The organism is Chromatium okenii, assembly GCF_002958735.1.
In the GTDB taxonomy this organism is placed as follows: domain Bacteria; phylum Pseudomonadota; class Gammaproteobacteria; order Chromatiales; family Chromatiaceae; genus Chromatium; species Chromatium okenii_A.
This window is the reverse complement of sequence record NZ_PPGH01000031.1, coordinates 1-21,613: the sequence shown is the minus strand read 5'-3', so window position 1 is coordinate 21,613 and position 21,613 is coordinate 1. Positions and strand designations below refer to the sequence as shown.

Below are 21,613 nucleotides of genomic sequence, written 5' to 3'. Positions count from 1 at the left end.
ATCTGAGTCACGGAATGCAGCACTGGCAGCCGACTGCCGTCAGTGCGGGTGAAATGCAGTTCAATCGGTGCGGCGGCGCCACGTTTAAGCGCCTGAATTTGTTCGGCTAACAGCGCCTGCCCTTTCGTGGTGAGCAGCGTCATTGACGTTGAGTTGATCAATGTGTCCTTGCGGGTGCGTCCGAGCAGCGCCAGCGCCGTCTCGTTCATTTCGATGATGCGTCCGTCTGGAGTGATGGTGTGATAACCGCATGGCGCATTTTCATACAAGTGAAATCAAACGATTGCGCGATTCCACCAACTCGCGCTCCGATAGAAATCGCGCTACTGCTGCGCCGTAAATATCCGCAAATGCCTGAACGATGCTGAGGTCTTGGTGGTTGTAATCGCTGTCTTTATTGGCGAGCGCAATCATGCCCATCAATTGCCCTTGCGAAACACAAGGCACACCCATGAATTTGCGAATCGGTAAATGTCCGGGCGGAGTGCCAACACTCGCCGGATGTGAAAATGGGTCATTGGCAATAATGGGAAAACGGTTGTCGAGCACCCAGCCACCCAAACCGCTAGGCTTTTCAAAAACCACAGTTTTTCCTGCAACTTGACACTGCGCAAAGATGTTGCGGGTCATGGTCGGTGTGACGAGAAAACCAGTAGCGGGATCACGATAACCGACAAATCCAAACTCGCTGCCGGTCAGAGTGCGGCAGTGATCGAGCGTTAAATGCGACAGTTCTTCGATGTTTGAGGTATTCAGGCAGGCGTGTAACGCAGTAAATAATTCAGTTTGCCACGGCAGTTGTTCAGCAGTTTTACGCTCTGGAAATGCGGGAATTGGCGCAAGACGCGGCAGATGTTCCGCAAAAATACGGCAAATGTGCTCTAAAACCGCAATTACTGCTGGCGTGGTGTCGTCAAAGATGCGTGGAACCGCAATCAGCAATCCACTGGTCAATGGGAAATGGTCTGCTGCCGCGCTAAGAGGAATGTGCACCGCGCCGCTGATACGCAAATACTCTTCCAAATCAGTCGCTTGATAACTGCTGGCGGCGTAGTTTTTCACCCACAGCGTATGCCCGCTGGTGTAAGCCTGAAACGCCGCAACCGTTCCGGGCGCACTGGGCGCTAACACCTTGTTACTCGCACCCGCCATGCCCAGCGACAATCGCACCACCAATTTATCGTCAATTGCCGGATCAGGCAGACAGAGCGCCGCTCGCGGAATGCCCAAGCTGCTGGTCGTGCGAATAACTAAATACAGTGCATCAAGCAATTTACCGCACACCGCAAGTGTCTCGGTGAATTCATGCACGAGTGGGTGAGTTGCAGCGATTTCAGGAGTCATGGGAAGGTGATTTGTCGGTAATGCAGCAGCGGATATTTGAATTATCAACCGACTATAACAAAAAGGGGCGCTGTTGCGCCCCGTGCTTATCGTTTAATTAACGATGAAAGCGATTAGTTGATCTTGGGATCAAGTTCGCCTTTGATGTAGCGATTGGTCATCACTTCTAATGACAGCGCGGTCATCTTGCTGGCATTGCCCGCAGTACCAAAGGCTTCATAACGCGCCTTGCAAATGCCTTTCATTGCTTTGGTTGCAGCAATGAAATACTTGCGTGGATCGAATTCTTTTGGGTTATCCGCCAAGAACTTGCGAATCGCGCCAGTGGATGACATGCGCAAATCGGTATCAATGTTGACCTTGCGCACACCGTGTTTAATTGCCCTCAACGATTTCCTCAACCGGAACGCCATAGGTCTCACCCATTGCGCCGCCGTATTGATTGATAATCGCCAACCAATCCTGCGGAACTGATGATGAACCGTGCATTACCAAATGCGTGGCGGGAATACGAGCGTGGATTTCTTTAATCCGGTTAATCGCCAAAATGTCGCCAGTGGGCGGACGCGTAAATTTATACGCGCCATGACTGGTTCCAATTGCAATTGCCAGCGCATCCACGCCAGTTTTCTTTACGAAATCTGCTGCTTCTTCAGGATCAGTCAATAATTGACTGTGATCTAAAGTGCCTTCTGCACCAACGCCATCTTCTTCGCCAGCCTCCAGTTTCTAATGAACCAAGGCAGCCCAATTCACCCTCAACCGATACGCCGCAATCGTGCGCCAATTCAACCACGCGGCGGGTGACTTCCACGTTGTATTCATAAGTCGTTGGAGTTTTACCATCGACGCCGAGCGAACCATCCATCATGACTGATGAAAAGCCCAATTGAATAGAACGTTGGCAAATTGCTGGCGAAGTGCCATGATCTTGGTGCATACACACCGGAATATGCGGCCACTCTTCAATTGCGGCCAAAATTAAATGGCGCAGAAACGGTGCGCCAGCGTATTTGCGAGCGCCAGCAGACGCTTGCACAATCACTGGAGAATCGGTTTCATCAGCCGCTTCCATAATGGCGCGCATCTGTTCCATGTTATTCACGTTATACGCAGGAACGCCATAACCGTATTCAGCGGCATGATCAAGCATTTGACGCATTGAAATTAAAGCCATGCAATTTTTCCTCGTTGGTGGATGAATCAATCAGTGGTTATTCTCCAATTGGAGATAACATTATTTTTACCAAAAACGTTCAATCTTCATTCAATAAGCGATGCTCACCAACACGCATAATCTTCATAATGTTGGTTTGCCCTTCCACGCCAGAACGGTCGCCTTTAGTAATGATGACCAAATCACCATTGCGCACCGTGCCTCGCCGCAGCAATTCTTCAATCACTTCATAATTCACTTCGTGCATGTCGGTACTTGCTACATCGAAGCTCACCGGATACGCGCCGCGAAACAATTTCACTTTGCGGCGCGTCGGTGCGAATCGCGTCATCGCATAAATAGGAATGCCGGAGCGAATACGCGACATCCATTTCACTGTGGAACCAGTTTCGGTTAATGCGGCAATTGCTTTGACGCCCAAATGATTGGCGGTATACATCGCTGCCATTGCAATGGCTTCATCCACACGACCGAATACTGAATCAAGCCGATGTCCAGAGCGTGTCGTGCCTTTTTCCGCTTCGATGCAAATACGATCCAATGCTTCTACAACCTTGACCGGATAGCGCCCAATCGAACTTTCTGCCGATAACATCACTGCATCAGTACCATCGAGCACTGCATTGGCAACATCGAATACTTCAGCGCGAGTTGGAATTGGATGCTCAATCATCGACTGCATCATCTGTGTCGCAGTAATCACAACACTATTCAATTCTCGTGCGCGACTAATCAATCGTTTTTTGCACTGCTGGCAATTCCGCATCGCCAATTTCAACGCCTAAATCTCCGCGAGCAACCATAATGGCATCGGAAGCGTTAATGATGTCATCAATTTGATTGAGTGCTTCGGCACGTTCAATCTTGGCAATGATTCCACCGCGTCCACCGGCAGCATAAATAATTCTCGCGCCAGCCGCACATCATCGCCATTGCGCACGAAAGAGACCGCAAATAATCCGCGTCGATTTCAGCCGCAAAACGAATATCATCCTTATCTTTATCAGTTAAGGCTGGCGCAGGACAATCCGCCACCTTTTTTATTGATGCCTTTGTTATTCGACAGCGTTCCACCGACAACCACAGTGCAATCAATACGACCATTGGCGACCGCAATCACCTTTAATTCAATTGCACCATCATCAAGTAATAGTGTATCGCCAATAACAACATCATTCGCAAGTTCAATATAGTAGTGCCAACTTTGTAAACTGTCGCCAGCATCAATTGCACAGGCGGTATCAATCGCAAAATTCGCACCGAGCGCAAGTTCAATGTTGCCTTCAGTGAATTTGCCAATACGAATTTTCGGCCCTTGCAAATCCATTAACACTGCTACTTCGTGATTGATGGCGAGCCCCCGTTCACGAAAACGTTCGGCGCGTTCACGATGGCGAGCGTGGCTGTCATGCGACAAATTGAGACGAACCACATCGACGCCTGCTGCGATGAAGTTGTCCATAACTGCCGGATCATCCGTCGCTGGACCGAGCGTTGCGACAATTTTGGTACGTCTTGGCATGATTAATTTTCCGTTAGCGGGCGCCGGCTATACCAACGCACCTGAATGCAATCAACTCTTTGCGCGTTCTTCGAGCATCGCTACTGCAGGCAATGTTTTTCCTTCCAAATATTCAAGGAACGCACCGCCAGCTGTGGAAATGTAGGACACCTTGTCATAAATATCGTATTTCTGAATTGCAGCAATGGTGTCGCCGCCACCCGCGAGACTAAAACCAGCGGCATTTGCAATTGCCATTGAAACGGTTTTTGTACCCGCACCGAATTGATCGAATTCGAATACGCCAACCGGTCCATTCCACACAATTGTTCCGGCTTTAGCAATGATGTCAGCCAATTCCTGCGCGGATTGCGGACCAATATCAAAAATCATATCGTCTTCTGTAACATCAGCAGCAGCTTTAATGATTGCAGGTTCATTTTCATTGAATTGCTTGCCGCACACCACATCAACTGCAATAGGAATAGTCGCGCCCCGCGCCGTCATTTTTTCCATTAACGCCTTGGCAGTTGGAATTAAATCGTGTTCACATAATGATTTGCCGACCGGAAAACCAGAAGCTGCGAGAAAAGTATTCGCAATACCGCCACCAACGACCATCTGGTCAACCTTTTCTGATAGGGCTTCTAATACCGTCAATTTGGTTGAAACTTTCGAGCCACCAACAATAGCAACCATTGGGCGAGCAGGATTTGCCAGCGCCTTTTGCAACGCATCCAATTCTTCAGCCAATAGCAAACCAGCACACGCAGTCGGTGCAAATTTACCTGCGCCATGCGTTGAAGCCTGCGCCCGATGTGCAGTACCAAACGCATCCATTACGAATACATCGCACAGCGCAGCGTATTGCTTCGACAACGCTTCGTTATCCTTGCCTTCGCCTTTATTGAAACGCACGTTATCCAGCAATACTAATTCGCCATCAGCCACATCTGGCGGATTATCAAGGTAATCTCGAATTAAACGAATTTCACTTCCCATCTTAGCACTGAGCACATCTGCTACGGGTTTAAGCGAATCTTCTTCTGAGAAAACGCCTTCTTCTGGACGACCTAAATGCGACATCACCATCACTTTCGCACCGGCTTTAATGCAGTGCTCAAAAGTTGGCATGGATGCAGTAATTCGCGCATCGGAAGTAACCTTGCCGTTTTTAATAGGCACATTGAGGTCAGAACGAATTAAAACACGCTTGCCAGTCAGATCAAGATCGGTGAGTTTAATGAATGACACGATGGTATTTCCTCTTGGGTGTGGCCATGTTGTTGTAAAAGCAATCCGCGAAACCTTGGGCATTACCTTTAGTTGCGTTTTTAGAAAAGCAGTGACATAGATGAAAAATCTTTCAACCGTTTTTTAGCAAGCTCAATATATTCTGGAGAAATTTCAATGCCAATAAAATGACGCCCCAATTTCTTAGCTGCAACAGCAGTTGTACCGCTGCCCATAAATGGATCAAGAATTATTTGTGCATTTTGTGCTGCTAATTACTCTTTCAATTAAAGCAACTGGGAAAGGAGCAGGATGTTCGTTCTTCATTTCTTGCATAAATTCCCAGATGTCACCCTGAGCATTTGCACCTTGCGCCAGTTCAAACTCTGGTTTACAAATCAAATAAATCACTTCGTAAGTTGGCAAAAAATATCCTTTATTAAAATTGATACCGCCTTTTCTTTTCCAGATGATAATTTGCCGCACTGGAAAGCCGGAAACAATATCTTGCCTGTCTTGCAACAAACCTGCTTGCACGCGCCATTTGTGATTATAAAAAATAGCGCCGTTATTTTTAATTAAACGGAACATCTCAGTAAGACAGGCGCGTTGCCATGCCGCATATTCATCGTGGGGCATATTATCGTGATAGTGCGAATAACCATGAATCAGACTCGCATTTGACCATTTGCCGCCACGACCATCTTTCATGCCGTTGCCCGTTGAATTTTTAAGATTATACGGCGGCGAAGTGACAACTAAATCGACAGATTCATCTGGCATTGATTGCATCACAGTAAGGCAATCGCCGCATAGAAACTGGTCTTGAAAATCTGAGGCTTTTATAACTGACTCACTGACATTCAAGCAATATAACCCCACGTTTTGAACTGTTCTTGCAAATCTGGTTCATCCTTAAAAGCAAGATAAAAAAGATATTCAACAGCTAAATCAAGCGCATCAGACCAAATTAAAGTGCCATGCTCTACGCGGAAATTCTTAAACGCCGAAAGAACTTTTAACTTTGAAAAAGTTTTTCTTTGATCATCAAAAATTAACTCTTTTAGATTGACCTGTCCAGATTTATCATTATTGAACAGAAGATTAATTTTATACTCACCAAGGTAATCTGCTTTCTTGATCTCTAACATATGGTATTTATCATTTATAAATTTTACGCAACTTTTTTATTGAACACATCTTGATCTAGTTCCAGAACATAAGAAAGTATTGTATCAACATTCAACTTCTCAGAGGCTTGCAAAATCTCAATGCCAGTGATTTTTCCTTCCGCCGTCGTATCAAGATTGACACCTTCAGCCATTTCAATAACGCCTTCTGGTACTTGATCACTGAACCTTAAATATAAAGCATCTATTTCTTGGTCATATTGAACGTTCATTAGTTAGCTCAATTCAATGAGCAGAGCAGCAAAAAACAAGAATTTTTAATCGCTGCTCTACTCATTTTTATGCAAACAACTTACTTGGCAACGTGCTCAACCATGCGCAGCATGTTGCAAGTGTAGCCGTATTCGTTGTCATACCAGCGACAACCTTCACAAAGGTCTTATCTAATGCAATGCCAGCCTCGGCATCGAAAATCGACGGCGTTGATTTACCACGAAAATCAGTGGAAACCACCTTTTCATCGGTATATGCCAACACGCCAGCCAAATCGCCCGTCTCAGAAGCAGCTTTCATTGCCTTGCAAATGTCGGCGTAATCCGCTTCTTTATTCAATTCAACCGTCAAATCAACGACGGAAACATCAGACGTGGGAACACGAAACGCCATGCCGGTCAGCTTCTTATTCAATTCCGGCAATACCACGCCCACTGCCTTCGCTGCGCCAGTAGAAGACGGAATGATGTTTTCTAAAATACCACGACCGCCGCGCCAATCTTTCATTGATGGACCATCGACAGTTTTTTGCGTCGCAGTTGCGGCGTGAACGGTGGTCATCAAGCCGCGCTTAATCCCCAATTGTCATTCAGAACTTTCGCAACTGGTGCCAAGCAATTGGTGGTGCAGGATGCAGCGGAAACAATCGCTTGACCGGCGTAGGTATTGTGATTCACGCCATAAACAAACATCGGCGTGGCGTCTTTCGACGGCGCAGATTGCACCACTTTCTTCGCTCCAGCCTGAATATGTTTCTGGCAGGAAGGTTCATCAAGAAAGAAGCCGGTGCATTCAATCACCAATTCTGCGCCAATCTCGTCCCATTTCAAATTGGCAGGATCGCGTTCTGCCGTTAAACGAATGGATTTGCCATTCACGATCATGGTGTTGCCATCAACAGCGATGTCACCGTTGAAATTGCCGTGTACTGAATCGTATTTCAGCATATAGGCTAAATAGTCAGGGTCGAGCAGGTCGTTAATGCCAACAACTTCAATTCCGGGGAAATCCTTGGCAATTGCACGAAACGCCATGCGACCAATCCGACCAAACCCATTGATGCCAACTTTAAGTGTCATGCGGTCAAGCTCCTAAATGGAATGAAAAACAGATGAAAAAATCAATCAAACTTGCGTGAACAAATTTGATTGATGTCATAAACACGAGTCTGGAATTTAGAGCACGCCTTTTACAACGGCGACCAGATTCTCAACGGTAAAGCCAAACTCTTTGAATAATGCGCCAGCCGGTGCGGATTCACCAAAGCGATCAACACCGAGTATCGCGCCTTGGGTGCCAACATATTTCCACCAGCCATCAGTCACTGCGGCTTCAACTGCAACCCGCGCCGTCACTGCTTTGGCAATACGGCTTCTTTATAGGCGGCATCTTGCGCATCAAACGCATTGGTGCAGGGCATTGATACCACGCGGATTTGTTTATCGCTCATGGCATCGGCAGCTTTCATTGCCAATTCCACTTCGGAACCGGTGGCAATAATGATTGCATCGGGAGTGCCAGCACAATCACGCAATACATAACCGCCCCGCGCAATATCGGCAATTTGCGTTGCCGTGCGCGGCATGTGGGCGAGATTTTGCCGCGAGAAAATTAAACAACTCGGACCGGTTTTGCGCTCAATTGCGAGTTTCCACGAAACTGCTGATTCCACTGCATCACACGGACGCCAAACGCTCATGTTTGGAATCATGCGCAGCGTTGGAATCTGTTCAACGGGTTGATGCGTTGGGCCATCTTCGCCTAAACCAATTGAATCGTGCGTGTACACAAAAATCGACGGCACTTTCATTAACGCTGCCATGCGTAACGCATTCGAGCGTATTCGGAAAACATTAAAAAGGTTGCGCCATAAGGAATAAAACCGCCATGCAGCGAAATGCCGTTCATCATTGCCGACATGCCGAATTCACGCACGCCGTAATAAACGTAATTGCCAGCCTCGCTGCCTTTACCAACGCCTTTGCAGCCGCTCCATAACGTTAAATTGGAACCGGCTAAATCCGCAGAACCGCCGAGTAATTCGGCAGCAATGGACCAAATCCATTCAACGCATTCTGCGAGGCTTTGCGCGAGGCGATGGTTTCGCCTTTATCAATCACTGACTGCACAAATGCGCCAGCTTGTGCTTCCCAATCGGCTGGCAAATCGCCCGCCATGCGGCGCTTGAATTCCGCAGCTTCCGCCGGATAAGCGGCAGCGTAGGCGGCAAACTTGTCGTTCCACGCCGTTTCAGCCGCTGCGCCGCGTGCTTTCGCATCCCAGCCCTGCGCGACATTCTCTGGAATCACAAACGGCGCGTGGTTCCAGCCGAGGTTGGCGCGGGTCAACGCAATTTCAGCATCGCCGAGTGCTGCGCCGTGACATTCTTCTTTGCCCTGCTTGTTGGGCGAGCCGTAGCCGATGATGGTCTGGCAGCAAATCAAACTCGGTTTATCGGTGACGGCGCGAGCCTGCTCAATCGCCGCTTTGACTGCCGCTGCATCGTGCCCGTCAACCTTCGGAATCACATGCCAGCCGTAGGCTTCAAACCGCTGCGGCGTGTTATCGAGGAACCAGCCGGGCGTGGTGCCGTGACCGCGCACTTCGCCGTCAATCGAAATGTTGTTGTCGTCGTAAATCGCAACCAACTTGCCCAAACCCAACGCGCCAGCCAGCGAGCAGGCTTCATGGGAAATGCCTTCCATCAAACAGCCGTCGCCGAGAAAAACGTAGGTGTTGTGGTCAACGATGCTGTGATCGGGCTTATTGAATTGATTGGCCAGCGCGTGTTCTGCCAGCGCCATGCCGACGGCGTTGGTGATGCCCTGCCCCAGCGGGCCGGTGGTGGTTTCCACGCCGGGCGCGTAGCCATATTCGGGATGGCCGGGCGTTTTGGAATGCAACTGGCGAAATTGCTTCAAATCCTCGAGGCTTAACTCGTAGCCGGTGAGATGCAGCAGCGCATAAATCAGCATGGAGCCGTGACCGTTGGACAGCACAAAGCGGTCACGATCAGCCCACTGCGGGTTGGTCGGGTTGTGGCGCATAAAATCGTTCCACAACACTTCGGCGATGTCCGCCATGCCCATCGGTGCGCCCGGATGACCGGAATTAGCCTGTTGCACCGCGTCCATTGCCAGAGCACGGACAGCATTGGCGAGTTCTTTGCGTGAGGACATGAAGCCCCTCCTGAGAGTGATGAAAAAAAATCAAAACTGACTGACCGTGACCAGCGGCAGCAGGTTTTGAGACGAGACAATAACCAAGTTGCAATTTTACGCGATTGGAAACACAAGTGGCTGATTTTTATAAAAACCCTATTGTGCATTGCACAATAGAATTCTTGATTGATCATGCGCAATGTTAATGATGCAGCCGCGTCATTTTGCGCAAATGCTGGTGCGAAACGATAACACGCTCAAAAGATGCGCATTTTGAGCTAAAAACCCGTCATTCGGAATTCAAACAAACTGATACCAGCACAAGCTATTTTATCAGTTGCTTATATTAGCGCCGCACTAATCTTCGTGTACTCGCGCCTTGACTGAACTGGCAGCTTTAAGCACTGCGCCACTTGATCGAACAGCCGATGCTGGGAATTTGCTCGGCGGGACCGCTGCCGGTTTCGGCGACCTGTTTCATTGCTTCAAACAGATCGCGGCGCACTTCTGGCGGTGCGGTTTCGGTGCGACTGGCATCAAACCGCCCCCGATATTGCAGCGCGAGGTCAGCGTTGTAGCCGAAGAAATCCGGCGTACACACTGCGCCATAAGCACGAGCAACTTCCTGACTTTCATCGAATAAATATGGAAATGGAAAATCAAATTCGGCCGCAATGCGCTGCATGTTCTCGAACGAATCTTCAGGATAATCCTGCGGATCGTTCGACATGATCGCCACGCAGCCAATGCCGAGCGTCGCCAACTCCCGCGCCTCGCGGACAATCCGCTCCCGTATCGCTTTGACGCAGGGACAATGGTTGCAAATAAACATTACCAGCAGTCCGCGCTCGCCGACGCAGTCAGCCCGAGACCACGTTTTGCCATCAATCCCGAGTAGTGAAAAATCCGGTGCAGCTTGACCAAAGTCGCACGCTGGAGTTTCGAGAGCAGCCATAAATTCCTCCAAATGAATGCGTTAGTGAAAAAATGAAGTCGAGGCTGGTTGAGTGATTCTTGTAACCGAACGCAATTTTGCACATTCCTAACACCCAGCAAGTCGTTATCATAGATCGTTCTTTCAACCACGCTGCATAGCGTTGCGATCAGGCTACCGAACAACTATGAGCAAGGATTATATTTTCACTTCCGAATCTGTTTCCGAAGGTCATCCCGATAAAATGGCGGATCAGATTTCTGATGCAGTTCTCGACGAGATTTATCGGCGCGATCCCAATCATGCCAAGGCGCGAGTCGCCTGTGAAACGCTGGTGAAAACCGGCTTTGTCATGCTGGCTGGCGAAATCACTGTCACCGATGCCAATCTCAAAATTGACTATGAAAAAGTCGTGCGGCGAGTCGTGAAAGACATCGGCTATGACAATTCAGATGTTGGTTTTGATGGCAATAACTGCGGCGTATTGATTGCACTCGGCGAACAATCAAAAGACATCAATCAGGGTGTGGATCGAGCAACCGAAGAAGCGCAGGGTGCTGGCGATCAAGGGTTGATGTTTGGTTATGCCACCAACGAGACCGATCTATTAATGCCAGCGCCAATTGATTACGCGCATCGTTTAGTCAAACGTCAAGCAGAAGTGCGCAAAAACGGCACTCTGCCTTGGCTGCGTCCCGATGCCAAATCACAGATCACCATTCGTTATAGCGATGGCAAACCAGTCGCATTGATGCGGTGGTTTTATCGACGCAGCATAGCGATACAGTAAGTGAACGCGATCTGCATGAAGGCGTGATGGAAGAGATTATTAAACCGGTATTAACTAGCACCGGCTGGCTGAATAGCAACACGCGCTATCATATCAATCCAACAGGTAAATTTGTGATTGGTGGTCCAGTGGGTGATTGCGGATTAACTGGGCGCAAGATCATTGTGGATACCTATGGCGGAATGGCGCGTCATGGTGGCGGTGCATTCTCTGGTAAAGACCCCTCAAAAGTAGATCGCTCCGCTGCCTATGCTGGGCGTTATGTGGCGAAAAATATCGTTGCCGCAGGTCTCGCAGATAAATGCGAAATTCAGGTGTCCTATGCCATTGGCGTTGCGGAACCGACCTCGGTTTCTATTGAGACGTTTGGCACTGCAAAAGTGAGTGAAGAACGTATTATTGAACTCATTCGTGCGCATTTCGATTTGCGTCCCTATGGCATTATGCAAATGCTCGATTTAACTAACCGCGACCTGATTAAATATCAGGATACTGCTGCCTATGGTCATTTTGGTCGTACCGAACCGGGCTTTACTTGGGAACGTACCGATAAAGCGGAGATGTTGCGTGCTGCTGCTGGTCTGTAATTAAACCAGCATCGCTAAACCCCAAATACGGGGTTTAGCGAACGTTACTACTTTTAACCTATTCAAATACAAATCTTCATCCTTTAAGTAAATCTCTCAATTCATCACAAAATATATGATGCGTTTTATTTACTTGTGTCAATCTGAAATAGAGTAGAAAATTATCATATTCCATTGACCATTTTGATTGAGAATACTGATGCCTAATCTTCCAAATGTATTGTATCCATTGACTTTTCCACTGCGTTTAGTGCCGGGTGTAATGCACAGCCATGCACTGGCAACAATGCTCAATCAGGTAATGAAAGAAGCAATCGTTGAAGGCGAACTGGATTTTTTACAAGGTCGCCGCGTAGCGATTGAAATTGATGATATTGGTGTGCGCTATTTGTTGGGATTGACGAATGGGCATATTCAAGGTTACGGCAATGATGCGCCAGCAGATGCGAGTATTTCCGGTGGATTGCGGAATTTTTATTGCTGGCAGCGCGTCGTGAGGACGCAGATACACTATTTTTTCAGCGGCGTTTACGCATGTCAGGTGACACCGAACTGGGCTTATATTTGAAGAACTTTTTTGATGCGTTTGAACCACCAGCACGCTGGCAACCGTTAACGCGAGCACTAGATCGAATCGCAAATATGCGGTTTCCAGGGAGTTAATTTTAATGGATAAAAGCAACGTAACTTCGTTGCAACATCTAATTGAAAAAAGCCGATCGTGGTCAGTAAGATGCACCATGATCGGCTTTTTCATGCACTCAAAAACGCGCTATCTAACGAATGTTTTCTGGCTCATCATTTTGTAAATAAGCCTCTTCTTCTGGTGTTAAATCCACTTCGTCAAACCCGTCAATCATCGGCATAACATGAGCGCGGAATGAATGACCAGTGGTTAACATATACACATGAATTAACACAAAAGTAAGAATGGTAAATGCTGCGCCGGTATGCACCAACGCCACTCCATCCAACAATTGCGTTGCATGAGGAATATCGCGCCACACAAAGTAGAACAAATAAATCAATCCTGATCCCAAATTAACGGGAATAAGACGATCTTGAGCATTAAATAGGTGAGCGCCTGCAAGGGATTGTGTTTGCGCCAAAATGCCTTGCGATAAGGATGATGTTCACCTTTGAAAATGCCGAGAATATAAAAGCGCAATACACCCCACATGCCTTTCACTGTTGGAATGAAATGCCGCCAATTGCGTGGTAAACAACCAGAAAATACTGAATGCCCACAATAAGAGCAACGCAAACGCAGCGAGCGTATGTAAAGTGACGGCATGTTCAAAGTTGAGTATATGGTGGAAGCCATGCACACCAAATCCAGTGAACATTAAGAACATAATTAGCACATTTGTGACCAGTGCCAAAAACGTTCAAAGAGCGTGAAAATTCTGACGCGACGAGTAGCCATCAGTGTTGTGCTCCTTTCGATGAGAAAATGCGAATTAAAGCGTGACTAATAATGGCTAATACAGTGCCAAGCACGGCAATCACACCAATTAAATCAACCCAGTAATTTTGATCGCGCCCGGGTAAGTAAAGACCTTCGACGCCATTTAACCGCCCATTTTTAGAATGGCAGTTTTCGCAGGTTAACGCATTTTCTTTGGGCGCAACCATGTGTGTAATTGGCCAATAGGACAGCGTTTCGACAAAACCGAATTGACCGGAATAAGGCAAACCGAATTCTTTCATGCCATGTGCAATGGCTTTTCCCATATCGTAATTACCCCAATAAGAATCGGTATCTTCTCCCCACAAATGGCTATAAACCAAGGTACCATTACCAATATCGGCGGGCATCCATGTGCGCATTTGTTTAAATGGCCAAATACGCGAACGACCATCATCACGCGAACCAGTAAAATCATTGATCGCAACTGGTTTGGTGACATCGAACTTGGTATCAATTGTGGTGTATTGCATTTGACCATTAAACCAACGGTATAAGGGCACTAAATTTTCACCATAAGTGAATGTGCCTTTAATTGATTTATAGGTATAACGATGCTCGCCATTCCTTGCGTATAACCGTGTTCATGGTAGCCTTCACCATTGCGTGTTTTACCCGCAGTGCGCCAATCCCAATCAGTAATGGTTGCAATACCACCACGCGCAAATTCAGGAATATGGCAGGTCTGACAAGCAAGCTAGAAATGTGATCGTTACGTTTGAAAGCGGCAAGAGAATCAACAGGATGTGGTTCAAGACCATGACAAGATTCGCAGGTTGCGACATCGCGGCGCTGCCCTGGTTTACCAATCCCATTGTGATCCTTGGCTTCTAATTGATAACGACTTCCGGCCCAAATATGTTGTTTGGTGACATGACAGGCAGTGCAGGCAAAGTTTAAACCATCGACGCCCATGTGCACATCCAATTGACGCGTCGGACTTTTTAATGCTGAAGAAAGATCACCATGTTTAACGTTATCGCCGCCACCGCCATTAAAATGACAAGTGCCGCAATTGGCGCGCTGCGGCAAATTAACGCTTTGCGCAACCAGTGCTAAATCAATTGGAGGTTTACCTTCAAACATGACTGTACAGGCTGGACTACCGGCATTATTCGGCATTTTATAATAGGTGCCGGTGGTTTCATGGCAGACTAAACAATCAATGTTATTTTCATTAGTGAAGTCAAAACTTTCATCTTTCCAACCATAACCTGCATGACACTGGGCGCACATGCCTTCATTCCCACGTGCATTGGTGCAGAAGTTGTTAATAAGATGTTTTTTACCCAAAAGTTGACCAGTTTCTGGATTGCGCCATTCCCATGTCCAATGGATGTTTTTCATAAAATGCTTGCCTGTTTCAGTATGGCAACTGAGACAGGCTTTAGTCACTTCTGGTCCTGAAGCAAATGGTTTTTTTAACGCTTCAAATTTACTGTGATCTGCTGTCCCGCCAGTTAGCGGACCGGAAATTTGTGCTGGCACTGGCTCCACTGTCGCTGGAGGTGTCGGCCAATTATCCGTCGCTGGGATTGAAGTCACTGCGAATAATCCTAGCAATGCTAAGAGGATTCCGATGGTAGATCGCATAAAACACGCTCCAATTGAAATCATAAAACCAAGGCGATCAGGGCATTTGCGCTCGCCAATTGCGCATCAAAGCTGGATCATCCTGCAAGGAATCAATCACAATTTCCATGATTTGCGGCAAGCGCAGCGGCAAATCGACAAGATGCCGCGCTTGACGCGCCTGATCGTGATTCGGAAACTTGCGTTATCCGTGAATTAAAACTGAGCTTTTTATTTGGAGAACTGATGTGCTAGAACAAATCATTGAACGTTTGCTTTATGCCAGCCGCTGGCTACTAGCGCCGATTTATCTCGGATTGTCATTGACGCTCGTTGCGTTGGCTTTCCGTCTTTTTCAAGAATTTATCACCTATTTAGCCACATTTTGGAAATTGGTGAATCTGATATGGTGTTAGTCGTGCTGGCACTCATTGATCTTTCATTGGTTGCCAGTTTAGTAGTGATGGTGATGTTTTCGGGTTATGAAAACTTCGTTTCACGGATTGATGTACGCGAAGGCGACGATCAATTAGATTGGCTAGGTAAAATGGATTCGGGAACGCTAAAACTCAAGATTGCTGCATCAATTGTGGCGATTTCTTCAATTCACTTATTGCAAGAATTTGTGAATATCCCGCAGGTGCCAAATGATAAACTGATGTGGTATGTGATCATTCATTTAACCTTTGTGGTTTCGGCGCTGCTCATGGGTTTTTTAGATCGCATTGCTTTTGCATCACATCGCCCACCTAGTAGCCATGAGGTCAAAGATTCATCGCATTAAATGGCGATTTTTAACCATAAAAAACGCCGCATTAGTGCGGCGTATCATCATCTCTAAAAACGAAATACGTTACTTTTTGTTGGTGTCAAAGTTGATCAGTGTATAAGCAGGGCAGCTCCGTAAATACGCAGTCCCAACCAACACCAGACCGAGCAAACCCAGCCAGTCGTGCGTGATCAACCCAAACAAATCACTGCTGCACCGCCGCAAAACGCACATTCCGATCCGTCTCACCGATATTCTTAGGCATATTCATGTTTTTGATTTCTCTTTCATTTTGAGTGAATGTTAGCTGCATGGTGGTTAACCACGCGGTTTGAGTGTACGCGAATCGCCGTGATAAATCCTTGTTATTTTGCATTGCTGCGTTTGGTCGTTTCACTCCTTGTTGTATTGAATGCGTCGTTACGACAATTTAGCAGTAGATAGGACTCAGAAATCGCTTTTTAAGTGCACGTTTTAATCTTTGTCGTATTGGATTAAGGCGAATTTAAAAGTTGTCTGTTGTCAGTACGAAACGCCATGCCACTGAGCACTGGCAATTTTTTCAACTGCGTAACGCCTAGATTTTCGGAACAGGAAAGACGATACAAATCACGATCTGGTAGCATGGTTCAATCGTTAATTCGCTAACGTCCTGAATCTGAGCACCTATGTTTGAATTTAGAAAAAAAGGCAAAGCGCCTGATTCCTCCGTTGTCGTCTCGACTCGCCCAGAGCCAGCAGATGCTGAACCAGAGACGCCGAATCTGACTCGTGGTTTGGCAAAAAGTGGTTCAAATCCAAAGCGGATGCCGCTGATGCCGAGCCAGCACTCACCGAAGCAGCAATCGAAAATGCCATCGCTGCTGAACCCGCACCCAAAAAGCCATGGTTCGGCAAAAAGTGGTTCAAATCCAAAGCTGAAACTGAACCCACCGACGAAATCGCTCCACCTGCTGCCATCGCGCCAGCACCACCACAACCTGCGCCATTACCGCCGCCAGTCAACATCGTTGCTGCGCCGGAAACTGATGACGAACCCAAACGCGGTGTTTTATCCCGATTGCGCGAGCGGCTGGCGCGTTCCCGCTCCAATTTGGGCGACGGTCTCGGCACGCTGTTTCTCGGGCGCAAACGCATCGACGATGAATTGATGGAGGAGCTGGAAACGCTGCTGATTACTGCCGATGTCGGCGTGACGGCAACGGCGCGGATCATTGCTGATTTGACCGAGCGGGTGAAACGCAAAACGCTCGCCGATCCGCAGGCATTGTTGCTGGCGCTGAAAGCCGATTTGCGTGAATTGCTGCTGACTGCCGAGCAGCCGGTGCGCCAGCCTGCGCCCGGTAAACCGCAAGTGATTCTGATGGTTGGCGTCAATGGCGCAGGTAAAACCACGACCATCGGCAAACTCGCCAAACGGCTGCAAGCCGAGGGCAACACCGTGATGCTCGCTGCCGGTGACACTTTCCGCGCTGCGGCAGTGGAACAATTGGAAGCGTGGGGCGAGCGCAATCAGATTCCGGTGATTGCCCAGCACACCGGCGCAGATTCCGCTTCGGTGATTTTCGATGCGCTGCAAGCTGCGACCGCTCGCGGCGTGGATGTGCTGATTGCCGACACTGCCGGGCGACTGCATACCAAAACCAATTTGATGGACGAATTGAGCAAGGTCGCACGGGTGCTGAAGAAAATTGATCCCGAAGCGCCGCACGAAGTGATGCTGGTGGTGGACGCGACCACCGGGCAAAACGCGATTAACCAAGCCGAGCATTTTCATCGCGCCGTTGGTTTGACCGGCATCACCCTGACCAAACTCGATGGCACGGCAAAAGGCGGCATTTTATTTGCGATTGCCGAACGGTTGCAGCTGCCGATTCGATTCATTGGCGTGGGCGAATCATCGATGATCTGCGCCCGTTTGATGCCGATGAATTCGTCAATGCCCTGCTGGGCTAGGAGCGCCAGCGCGTGATTCTGTTTGAGCACGTTTTCAAGCGTTATCCCGAACGCGGCGAGGCGCTCACCAACATCAGTTTCGAGATGAAAGTCGGCGAAATGGCGTTTTTGACTGGGCATTCCGGCGCAGGCAAAAGCACGTTGCTGCGTTTAATCGGACTGTTGGAGCGTCCAACTCGCGGGCAAATTCTGGTCAACGGGCGCGATTTGGCGACGCTGCCGCAGGCGCAAATTCCCTATCACCGCCGCGAAGTGGGCATGATTTTTCAAGACCATCGGCTGCTGCCGGACCGCAGCGTCTTTGACAACGTGGCGCTGCCGCTGGTGGTCGCCGGATTACCGCACAAAGAAGTCGGGCGGCGCGTTCGTGCGGCGCTCGATCAAGTCGGATTGCTCAAACGCGAGCGGGCGATTCCGGTCGCACTTTCTGGCGGCGAGCAGCAGCGCGTGGGCATCGCTCGCGCAGTGGTCGGGCGTCCGCCGGTGCTGCTGGCGGATGAACCGACCGGCAATCTCGACCCAGAACTGTCGAAAGAGATTTTTCAGCTATTCGAGCGGTTTCAATATGTTGGCGTCACGCTGCTGATTGCAACCCACGATCTGGCGTTAGTAAAAATATGCACCACCGCACTTTCACGCTCGGCGACGGGCGCTTAATCAACGACACTCGTGGCTGGTAAATCATGCTGAAACCGCGTTTCCGCCGTCGCCGTCTGCCCAATCTCGCTGATCAATTCGCGATCTGGTTAAACCAGCATGTGCAAAGTGCGCTGGCGACGCTGGGGCGGTTGTTGGATACGCCGCTGCCGACCGGAATGACGGTGGCGGTGATTGGCATTTCGCTGGCGCTGCCGGGAGCGTTGTATGTGCTGGCGGATAATTTGCGGACGCTGGCGGGCGGCTGGGATCAAACAGCAGCGATTTCGCTGTTTTTGCAATACGACGTTGATGATGCAGCAGCGAATAATCTTGCCGACCGTTTGCGCAAATTGCCAGAAATCGCGCAGGTGCAGGTCATCACCCGCGAAAGTGCGTTAGATGAATTTCGGGCGCTCGGCGGATTTGAGGAGGCGCTGGAACAGTTGAAAAACAATCCGTTGCCGGTGGTGCTGGCGATTTATCCGCAGCCGGGCTATTCCACGCCAGAACAATTAGAAGTGATGCAAGACAAGCTGTTAAACTGAAAGAAGCTGATTTTGCGCGGATGGATACGGTGTGGTTGCAACGGTTTCAGGCAATTTTGGATTTAATTCAGGTCGGCGTTTTGCTGCTCGGTGTGCTGCTTGGAATCGGGGTACTGTTGATTATCGGTAACACGATTCGGTTAGAAATTCTCAATCGCTGCATCGAGATCGAAATCATGGAGTTGGTTGGTGCGACTGCCGCATTTATTCGACGTCCGTTTTTATACGCTGGTGCGTGGTATGGACTCTTGGGCGGATTAACGGCGTGGTTGCTGGTGACGCTGGCGCTGGTGCTGCTGCAACCTCCAGTGTCGCGGTTGGCAAGTCTGTATCGCAGCGATTTTGAGCTGGCGGGGCTGGGTGTTACGGCGACGTTCATCGTTCTCGCCAGCAGTATTTCGCTGGGTTTAATCGGCAGTTGGGTTGCCGTCAATCGTCATCTGCGCGGCGCAGAGCCGAGTTAGATGTCACCACGAGCAGTTTGCGCAACGGTTGCTACAACGCCTCATCAATTGGGGCGTTTTTTATGTAAACGATTGAAATATCGCAAAATCAAGACACGAGGCAGATCATGCAACACTGGTTTTTTCTGGCAGGCGCCATCGCGCTGGAAGTCGTGGGCACAACGTTCATGAAACTTTCTGATGGATTGACCAAACCGATACATTTTTCTTAACTTTCGTTAACTGCGACAACTTGATCCGTAACCGGCGTTGTCGGGTGTATCTACCAAGGCACGAAAAAAACACTTCGTGCTCTAACTGTCAGGAACCGTATGATTATATTCCGCAACGCAGCTACCCACTATTTTTAGCACGAGAGGCTTTGCAAGGCGTCATCACGGACATTCACCACCCGCGCCCTACATCGCTAATCGGTTGGGCACTCAGAGGAGAATTGATGCTATAAACTTGAATTTACACAAAAATGCCCGCACAACTCCCGCGATCCGGCGTGAACTGCAACATTCCACTAAATCTGAGCGTGAACTCGCCCGCGAATATCATCTGAATCGAGCGACGGTGCGCAAATGGCGTCACCGCGAGACCACTGACGATGCGTCTCATTGTCCGCATTATCTACATACCACTTTGAAACCATTGGAAGAATTGATCGCCGTGGAGTTGCGCACGACGTTGTTGCTACCCATCGATGACTTATTGGTCGTGCTCCGCACATGCTTTAACCCCGATGTGTCGCGCTCAGGGTTACAGCGTTGCTTACGTCGCCACCACGTCTCTAACCTTAAGGAATTGATTCCAAAAGAAGACGGTGCGAAAAAACCACCTAAAAAGTTCAAAGATTACGCGCCCGGTTTTATCCACATTGATATTAAATACCTCCCCAAAATGCCGGATGAACAAGCCCATCGCTACCTCTTTGTCGCCATTGATCGGGCAACGCGTTGGGTCTATGCCAAGGTTTTTGCTCAGAAAACTGCCGCCAACGCCAGCGCGTTTCTCAAGGAAGTGATTGCCGCTGCCGCATTTAAGATTGACAAGGTGTTGACCGATAACGGCAAGGAATTCACGGATCGTTTCTGCGCTACCGGTGAACGCGAACCGACTGGTCGTCATCGCTTTGATTTAGTTTGTAAAGAACACCAGATTGAGCATCGCCTAATTCCGCCCTCGCATCCGCAAACGAACGCATGGTCGAGCGATTTAACGGACGGATTGCCGAGGTGGTGGCGACGACGCGCTTTGATTCTGCAAAGAATTTAGAGGAAACGCTACACCATTATGTGCGGATGTATAACCATCAGATACCCCAAAAAGCCCTTGGACATGTGTCACCGGTGCAAGCGTTGAAAAACTGGCAACAGAAGGAACCTGAACGCTTCAAAAAACAGGTTACAATCTCTCGGGTCTTGACAGCCGCTATTACTCGAATCGTTGGCATCTCAAAATCTTGGCTACAACGCTATGTAAACAAAAAATACGAATCAGTTCCACGTCACGTTGAAGTGAGTAAAAAGCGCCGGGGACGACTCACGATTGAGTGTGATGAAATGTGGTCATTTGTACATAAACTCAAGAATAAACAATGGCTTTGGTTGGCGATCGATACTCGCACACGTGAAATTGTTGGCGCTTACATTGGAGATAGAAGTGAAAAATCTGCACGTGGATTATGGAATTCTTTGCCTCCTGTTTATCGCCAATGCGCAATAAGTTATACCGATTTTTGGGCAGCTTATGGAATGATATTTCCATCGAAACGCCATCGTGCTGTCGGCAAAGAAAGTGGACGAACAAATCATATTGAGCGATTGAACTGTACGTTTCGGCAGCGTATCTCTCGATTAGTAAGAAAAACCCTATCATTTTCTAAAAAAACTTACCAACCATATCGGAGCAATTTATTTCATACATTCACTATAATGCAACGCTATCAACCAGAAAAAATAGGTAAATTCGCAAATCTACCCTATCAATAGGATCACTACCGAAAATCAACCTTTTCCGCCGCGTGACACCCAAGTCACCACCCAATCCAATGCAGACGTCGGCAATAACCGTTTCAGCACTGCG

15 protein-coding genes and 13 pseudogenes are annotated in these 21,613 nt (G+C 48.5%); 11 read left to right on the top strand and 17 right to left on the bottom strand.

The features are described from left to right. The 13 genes and pseudogenes from CXB77_RS05875 to CXB77_RS05825 all read right to left on the bottom strand — a co-directional run. On the bottom strand, nucleotides 1-269 hold a 269-nt coding region (locus tag CXB77_RS05875), incomplete at its 3' end, for a PAS domain-containing protein (RefSeq protein ID WP_146108728.1). Then, nucleotides 262-1,344: a GAF domain-containing protein gene (locus CXB77_RS05870; RefSeq protein ID WP_105073167.1), complete on the bottom strand. Its 1,083-nt coding sequence runs from the start codon at nucleotides 1,342-1,344 to the stop codon at nucleotides 262-264. The genes CXB77_RS05870 and CXB77_RS05875, both read right to left, overlap by 8 nt. 113 nt (nucleotides 1,345-1,457) lie before the next feature. Beyond that, a pseudogene (gene fba / locus CXB77_RS05865) lies at nucleotides 1,458-2,521 on the bottom strand (class II fructose-bisphosphate aldolase). A gap of 79 nt (nucleotides 2,522-2,600) precedes the next feature. Further along, complete coding sequence (locus CXB77_RS22955; RefSeq protein ID WP_277949357.1) at nucleotides 2,601-3,299, bottom strand: pyruvate kinase; 699 nt, start codon at nucleotides 3,297-3,299, stop codon at nucleotides 2,601-2,603. After that, the gene (locus tag CXB77_RS22950) at nucleotides 3,250-3,357 is read right to left on the bottom strand and encodes a pyruvate kinase (RefSeq protein WP_277949358.1); all 108 of its coding nucleotides are present in this window, start codon (nucleotides 3,355-3,357) and stop codon (nucleotides 3,250-3,252) included. The genes CXB77_RS22955 and CXB77_RS22950 overlap by 50 nt, the downstream gene beginning before the upstream one ends. Nucleotides 3,358-3,524: 167 nt before the next feature. After that, nucleotides 3,525-4,043, bottom strand: coding sequence for a pyruvate kinase (locus CXB77_RS22945; RefSeq protein ID WP_277949356.1), 519 nt, complete (start codon nucleotides 4,041-4,043; stop codon nucleotides 3,525-3,527). 51 nt (nucleotides 4,044-4,094) lie between these two features. Next, complete coding sequence (locus tag CXB77_RS05855; protein ID WP_105073166.1) at nucleotides 4,095-5,276, bottom strand: phosphoglycerate kinase; 1,182 nt, start codon at nucleotides 5,274-5,276, stop codon at nucleotides 4,095-4,097. Between the two features lie 80 nt (nucleotides 5,277-5,356). Then, nucleotides 5,357-5,966 (bottom strand): annotated as a pseudogene (locus tag CXB77_RS19600) (DNA-methyltransferase). Between the two features lie 152 nt (nucleotides 5,967-6,118). Then, complete coding sequence (locus CXB77_RS05845; protein WP_105073165.1) at nucleotides 6,119-6,406, bottom strand: DUF2442 domain-containing protein; 288 nt, start codon at nucleotides 6,404-6,406, stop codon at nucleotides 6,119-6,121. A gap of 23 nt (nucleotides 6,407-6,429) precedes the next feature. Next, the gene (locus CXB77_RS05840) at nucleotides 6,430-6,657 is read right to left on the bottom strand and encodes a DUF2283 domain-containing protein (RefSeq protein ID WP_105073164.1); all 228 of its coding nucleotides are present in this window, start codon (nucleotides 6,655-6,657) and stop codon (nucleotides 6,430-6,432) included. An 80-nt stretch (nucleotides 6,658-6,737) separates the two neighbouring features. Continuing rightward, nucleotides 6,738-7,737: pseudogene (gene gap, locus CXB77_RS05835) on the bottom strand (type I glyceraldehyde-3-phosphate dehydrogenase). 96 nt (nucleotides 7,738-7,833) lie between these two features. Next, nucleotides 7,834-9,837: pseudogene (gene tkt / locus CXB77_RS05830) on the bottom strand (transketolase). A gap of 379 nt (nucleotides 9,838-10,216) precedes the next feature. Then, the gene (locus CXB77_RS05825; protein ID WP_105072486.1) at nucleotides 10,217-10,774 is read right to left on the bottom strand and encodes a thioredoxin family protein; all 558 of its coding nucleotides are present in this window, start codon (nucleotides 10,772-10,774) and stop codon (nucleotides 10,217-10,219) included. A 166-nt stretch (nucleotides 10,775-10,940) separates the two neighbouring features. On the opposite strand from CXB77_RS05825, the pseudogene metK reads away from it, so the two are divergent. Both metK and ubiT read left to right on the top strand, forming a co-directional pair. Next, nucleotides 10,941-12,130 (top strand): annotated as a pseudogene (gene metK, locus CXB77_RS05820) (methionine adenosyltransferase). Nucleotides 12,131-12,329: 199 nt separating this feature from the next. After that, a pseudogene (ubiT, locus tag CXB77_RS05815) lies at nucleotides 12,330-12,793 on the top strand (ubiquinone anaerobic biosynthesis accessory factor UbiT). A gap of 113 nt (nucleotides 12,794-12,906) precedes the next feature. On the opposite strand, the pseudogene CXB77_RS05810 reads toward ubiT, so the two are convergent. After that, nucleotides 12,907-13,556: pseudogene (locus CXB77_RS05810) on the bottom strand (cytochrome b/b6 domain-containing protein). Then, nucleotides 13,556-15,191: pseudogene (locus tag CXB77_RS05805) on the bottom strand (tetrathionate reductase family octaheme c-type cytochrome). The pseudogenes CXB77_RS05810 and CXB77_RS05805 overlap by 1 nt, the downstream one beginning before the upstream one ends. A 46-nt stretch (nucleotides 15,192-15,237) precedes the next feature. Here CXB77_RS05805 and CXB77_RS19595 point away from each other — a divergent pair. Together CXB77_RS19595 and CXB77_RS05800 are read left to right on the top strand one after the other, a co-directional pair. Next, nucleotides 15,238-15,390, top strand: a complete 153-nt coding sequence (locus CXB77_RS19595; RefSeq protein WP_172452558.1) for a hypothetical protein — start codon at nucleotides 15,238-15,240, stop codon at nucleotides 15,388-15,390. 28 nt (nucleotides 15,391-15,418) lie between these two features. Beyond that, a pseudogene (locus CXB77_RS05800) lies at nucleotides 15,419-15,954 on the top strand (TIGR00645 family protein). 69 nt (nucleotides 15,955-16,023) lie between these two features. Here the strand turns inward: CXB77_RS05800 and CXB77_RS05795 are convergent. Further along, a complete protein-coding gene (locus CXB77_RS05795) occupies nucleotides 16,024-16,173 on the bottom strand; it encodes a YgaP-like transmembrane domain (RefSeq protein ID WP_347338061.1) in 150 nt (49 codons plus the stop codon). A 444-nt stretch (nucleotides 16,174-16,617) separates the two neighbouring features. Then, nucleotides 16,618-16,947 carry a hypothetical protein gene (locus CXB77_RS21315; RefSeq protein WP_242445483.1) on the bottom strand — a complete coding sequence of 110 codons (330 nt, stop codon included), beginning with the start codon at nucleotides 16,945-16,947 and terminating at the stop codon, nucleotides 16,618-16,620. On the opposite strand from CXB77_RS21315, the pseudogene ftsY reads away from it, so the two are divergent. The 7 genes and pseudogenes from ftsY to CXB77_RS20265 all read left to right on the top strand — a co-directional run. Beyond that, a pseudogene (gene ftsY, locus CXB77_RS05790) lies at nucleotides 16,946-17,895 on the top strand (signal recognition particle-docking protein FtsY). The gene CXB77_RS21315 and the pseudogene ftsY overlap by 2 nt on opposite strands. A gap of 12 nt (nucleotides 17,896-17,907) precedes the next feature. Beyond that, nucleotides 17,908-18,575: pseudogene (gene ftsE / locus CXB77_RS05785) on the top strand (cell division ATP-binding protein FtsE). A 3-nt stretch (nucleotides 18,576-18,578) separates the two neighbouring features. Then, a complete protein-coding gene (locus CXB77_RS21310; protein WP_242445482.1) occupies nucleotides 18,579-19,079 on the top strand; it encodes a cell division protein FtsX in 501 nt (166 codons plus the stop codon). A 20-nt stretch (nucleotides 19,080-19,099) separates the two neighbouring features. Further along, a complete protein-coding gene (locus CXB77_RS21305; protein WP_242445481.1) occupies nucleotides 19,100-19,543 on the top strand; it encodes a cell division protein FtsX in 444 nt (147 codons plus the stop codon). Between the two features lie 107 nt (nucleotides 19,544-19,650). Next, complete coding sequence (locus tag CXB77_RS19120; RefSeq protein ID WP_146108631.1) at nucleotides 19,651-19,755, top strand: SMR family transporter; 105 nt, start codon at nucleotides 19,651-19,653, stop codon at nucleotides 19,753-19,755. A 229-nt stretch (nucleotides 19,756-19,984) separates the two neighbouring features. After that, a pseudogene (locus CXB77_RS05775) lies at nucleotides 19,985-21,044 on the top strand (IS481 family transposase). After that, nucleotides 20,956-21,494: pseudogene (locus tag CXB77_RS20265) on the top strand (IS1 family transposase); the annotation flags it as partial. The pseudogenes CXB77_RS05775 and CXB77_RS20265, both read left to right, overlap by 89 nt. Between the last annotated feature and the right edge of the window lie 119 nt (nucleotides 21,495-21,613).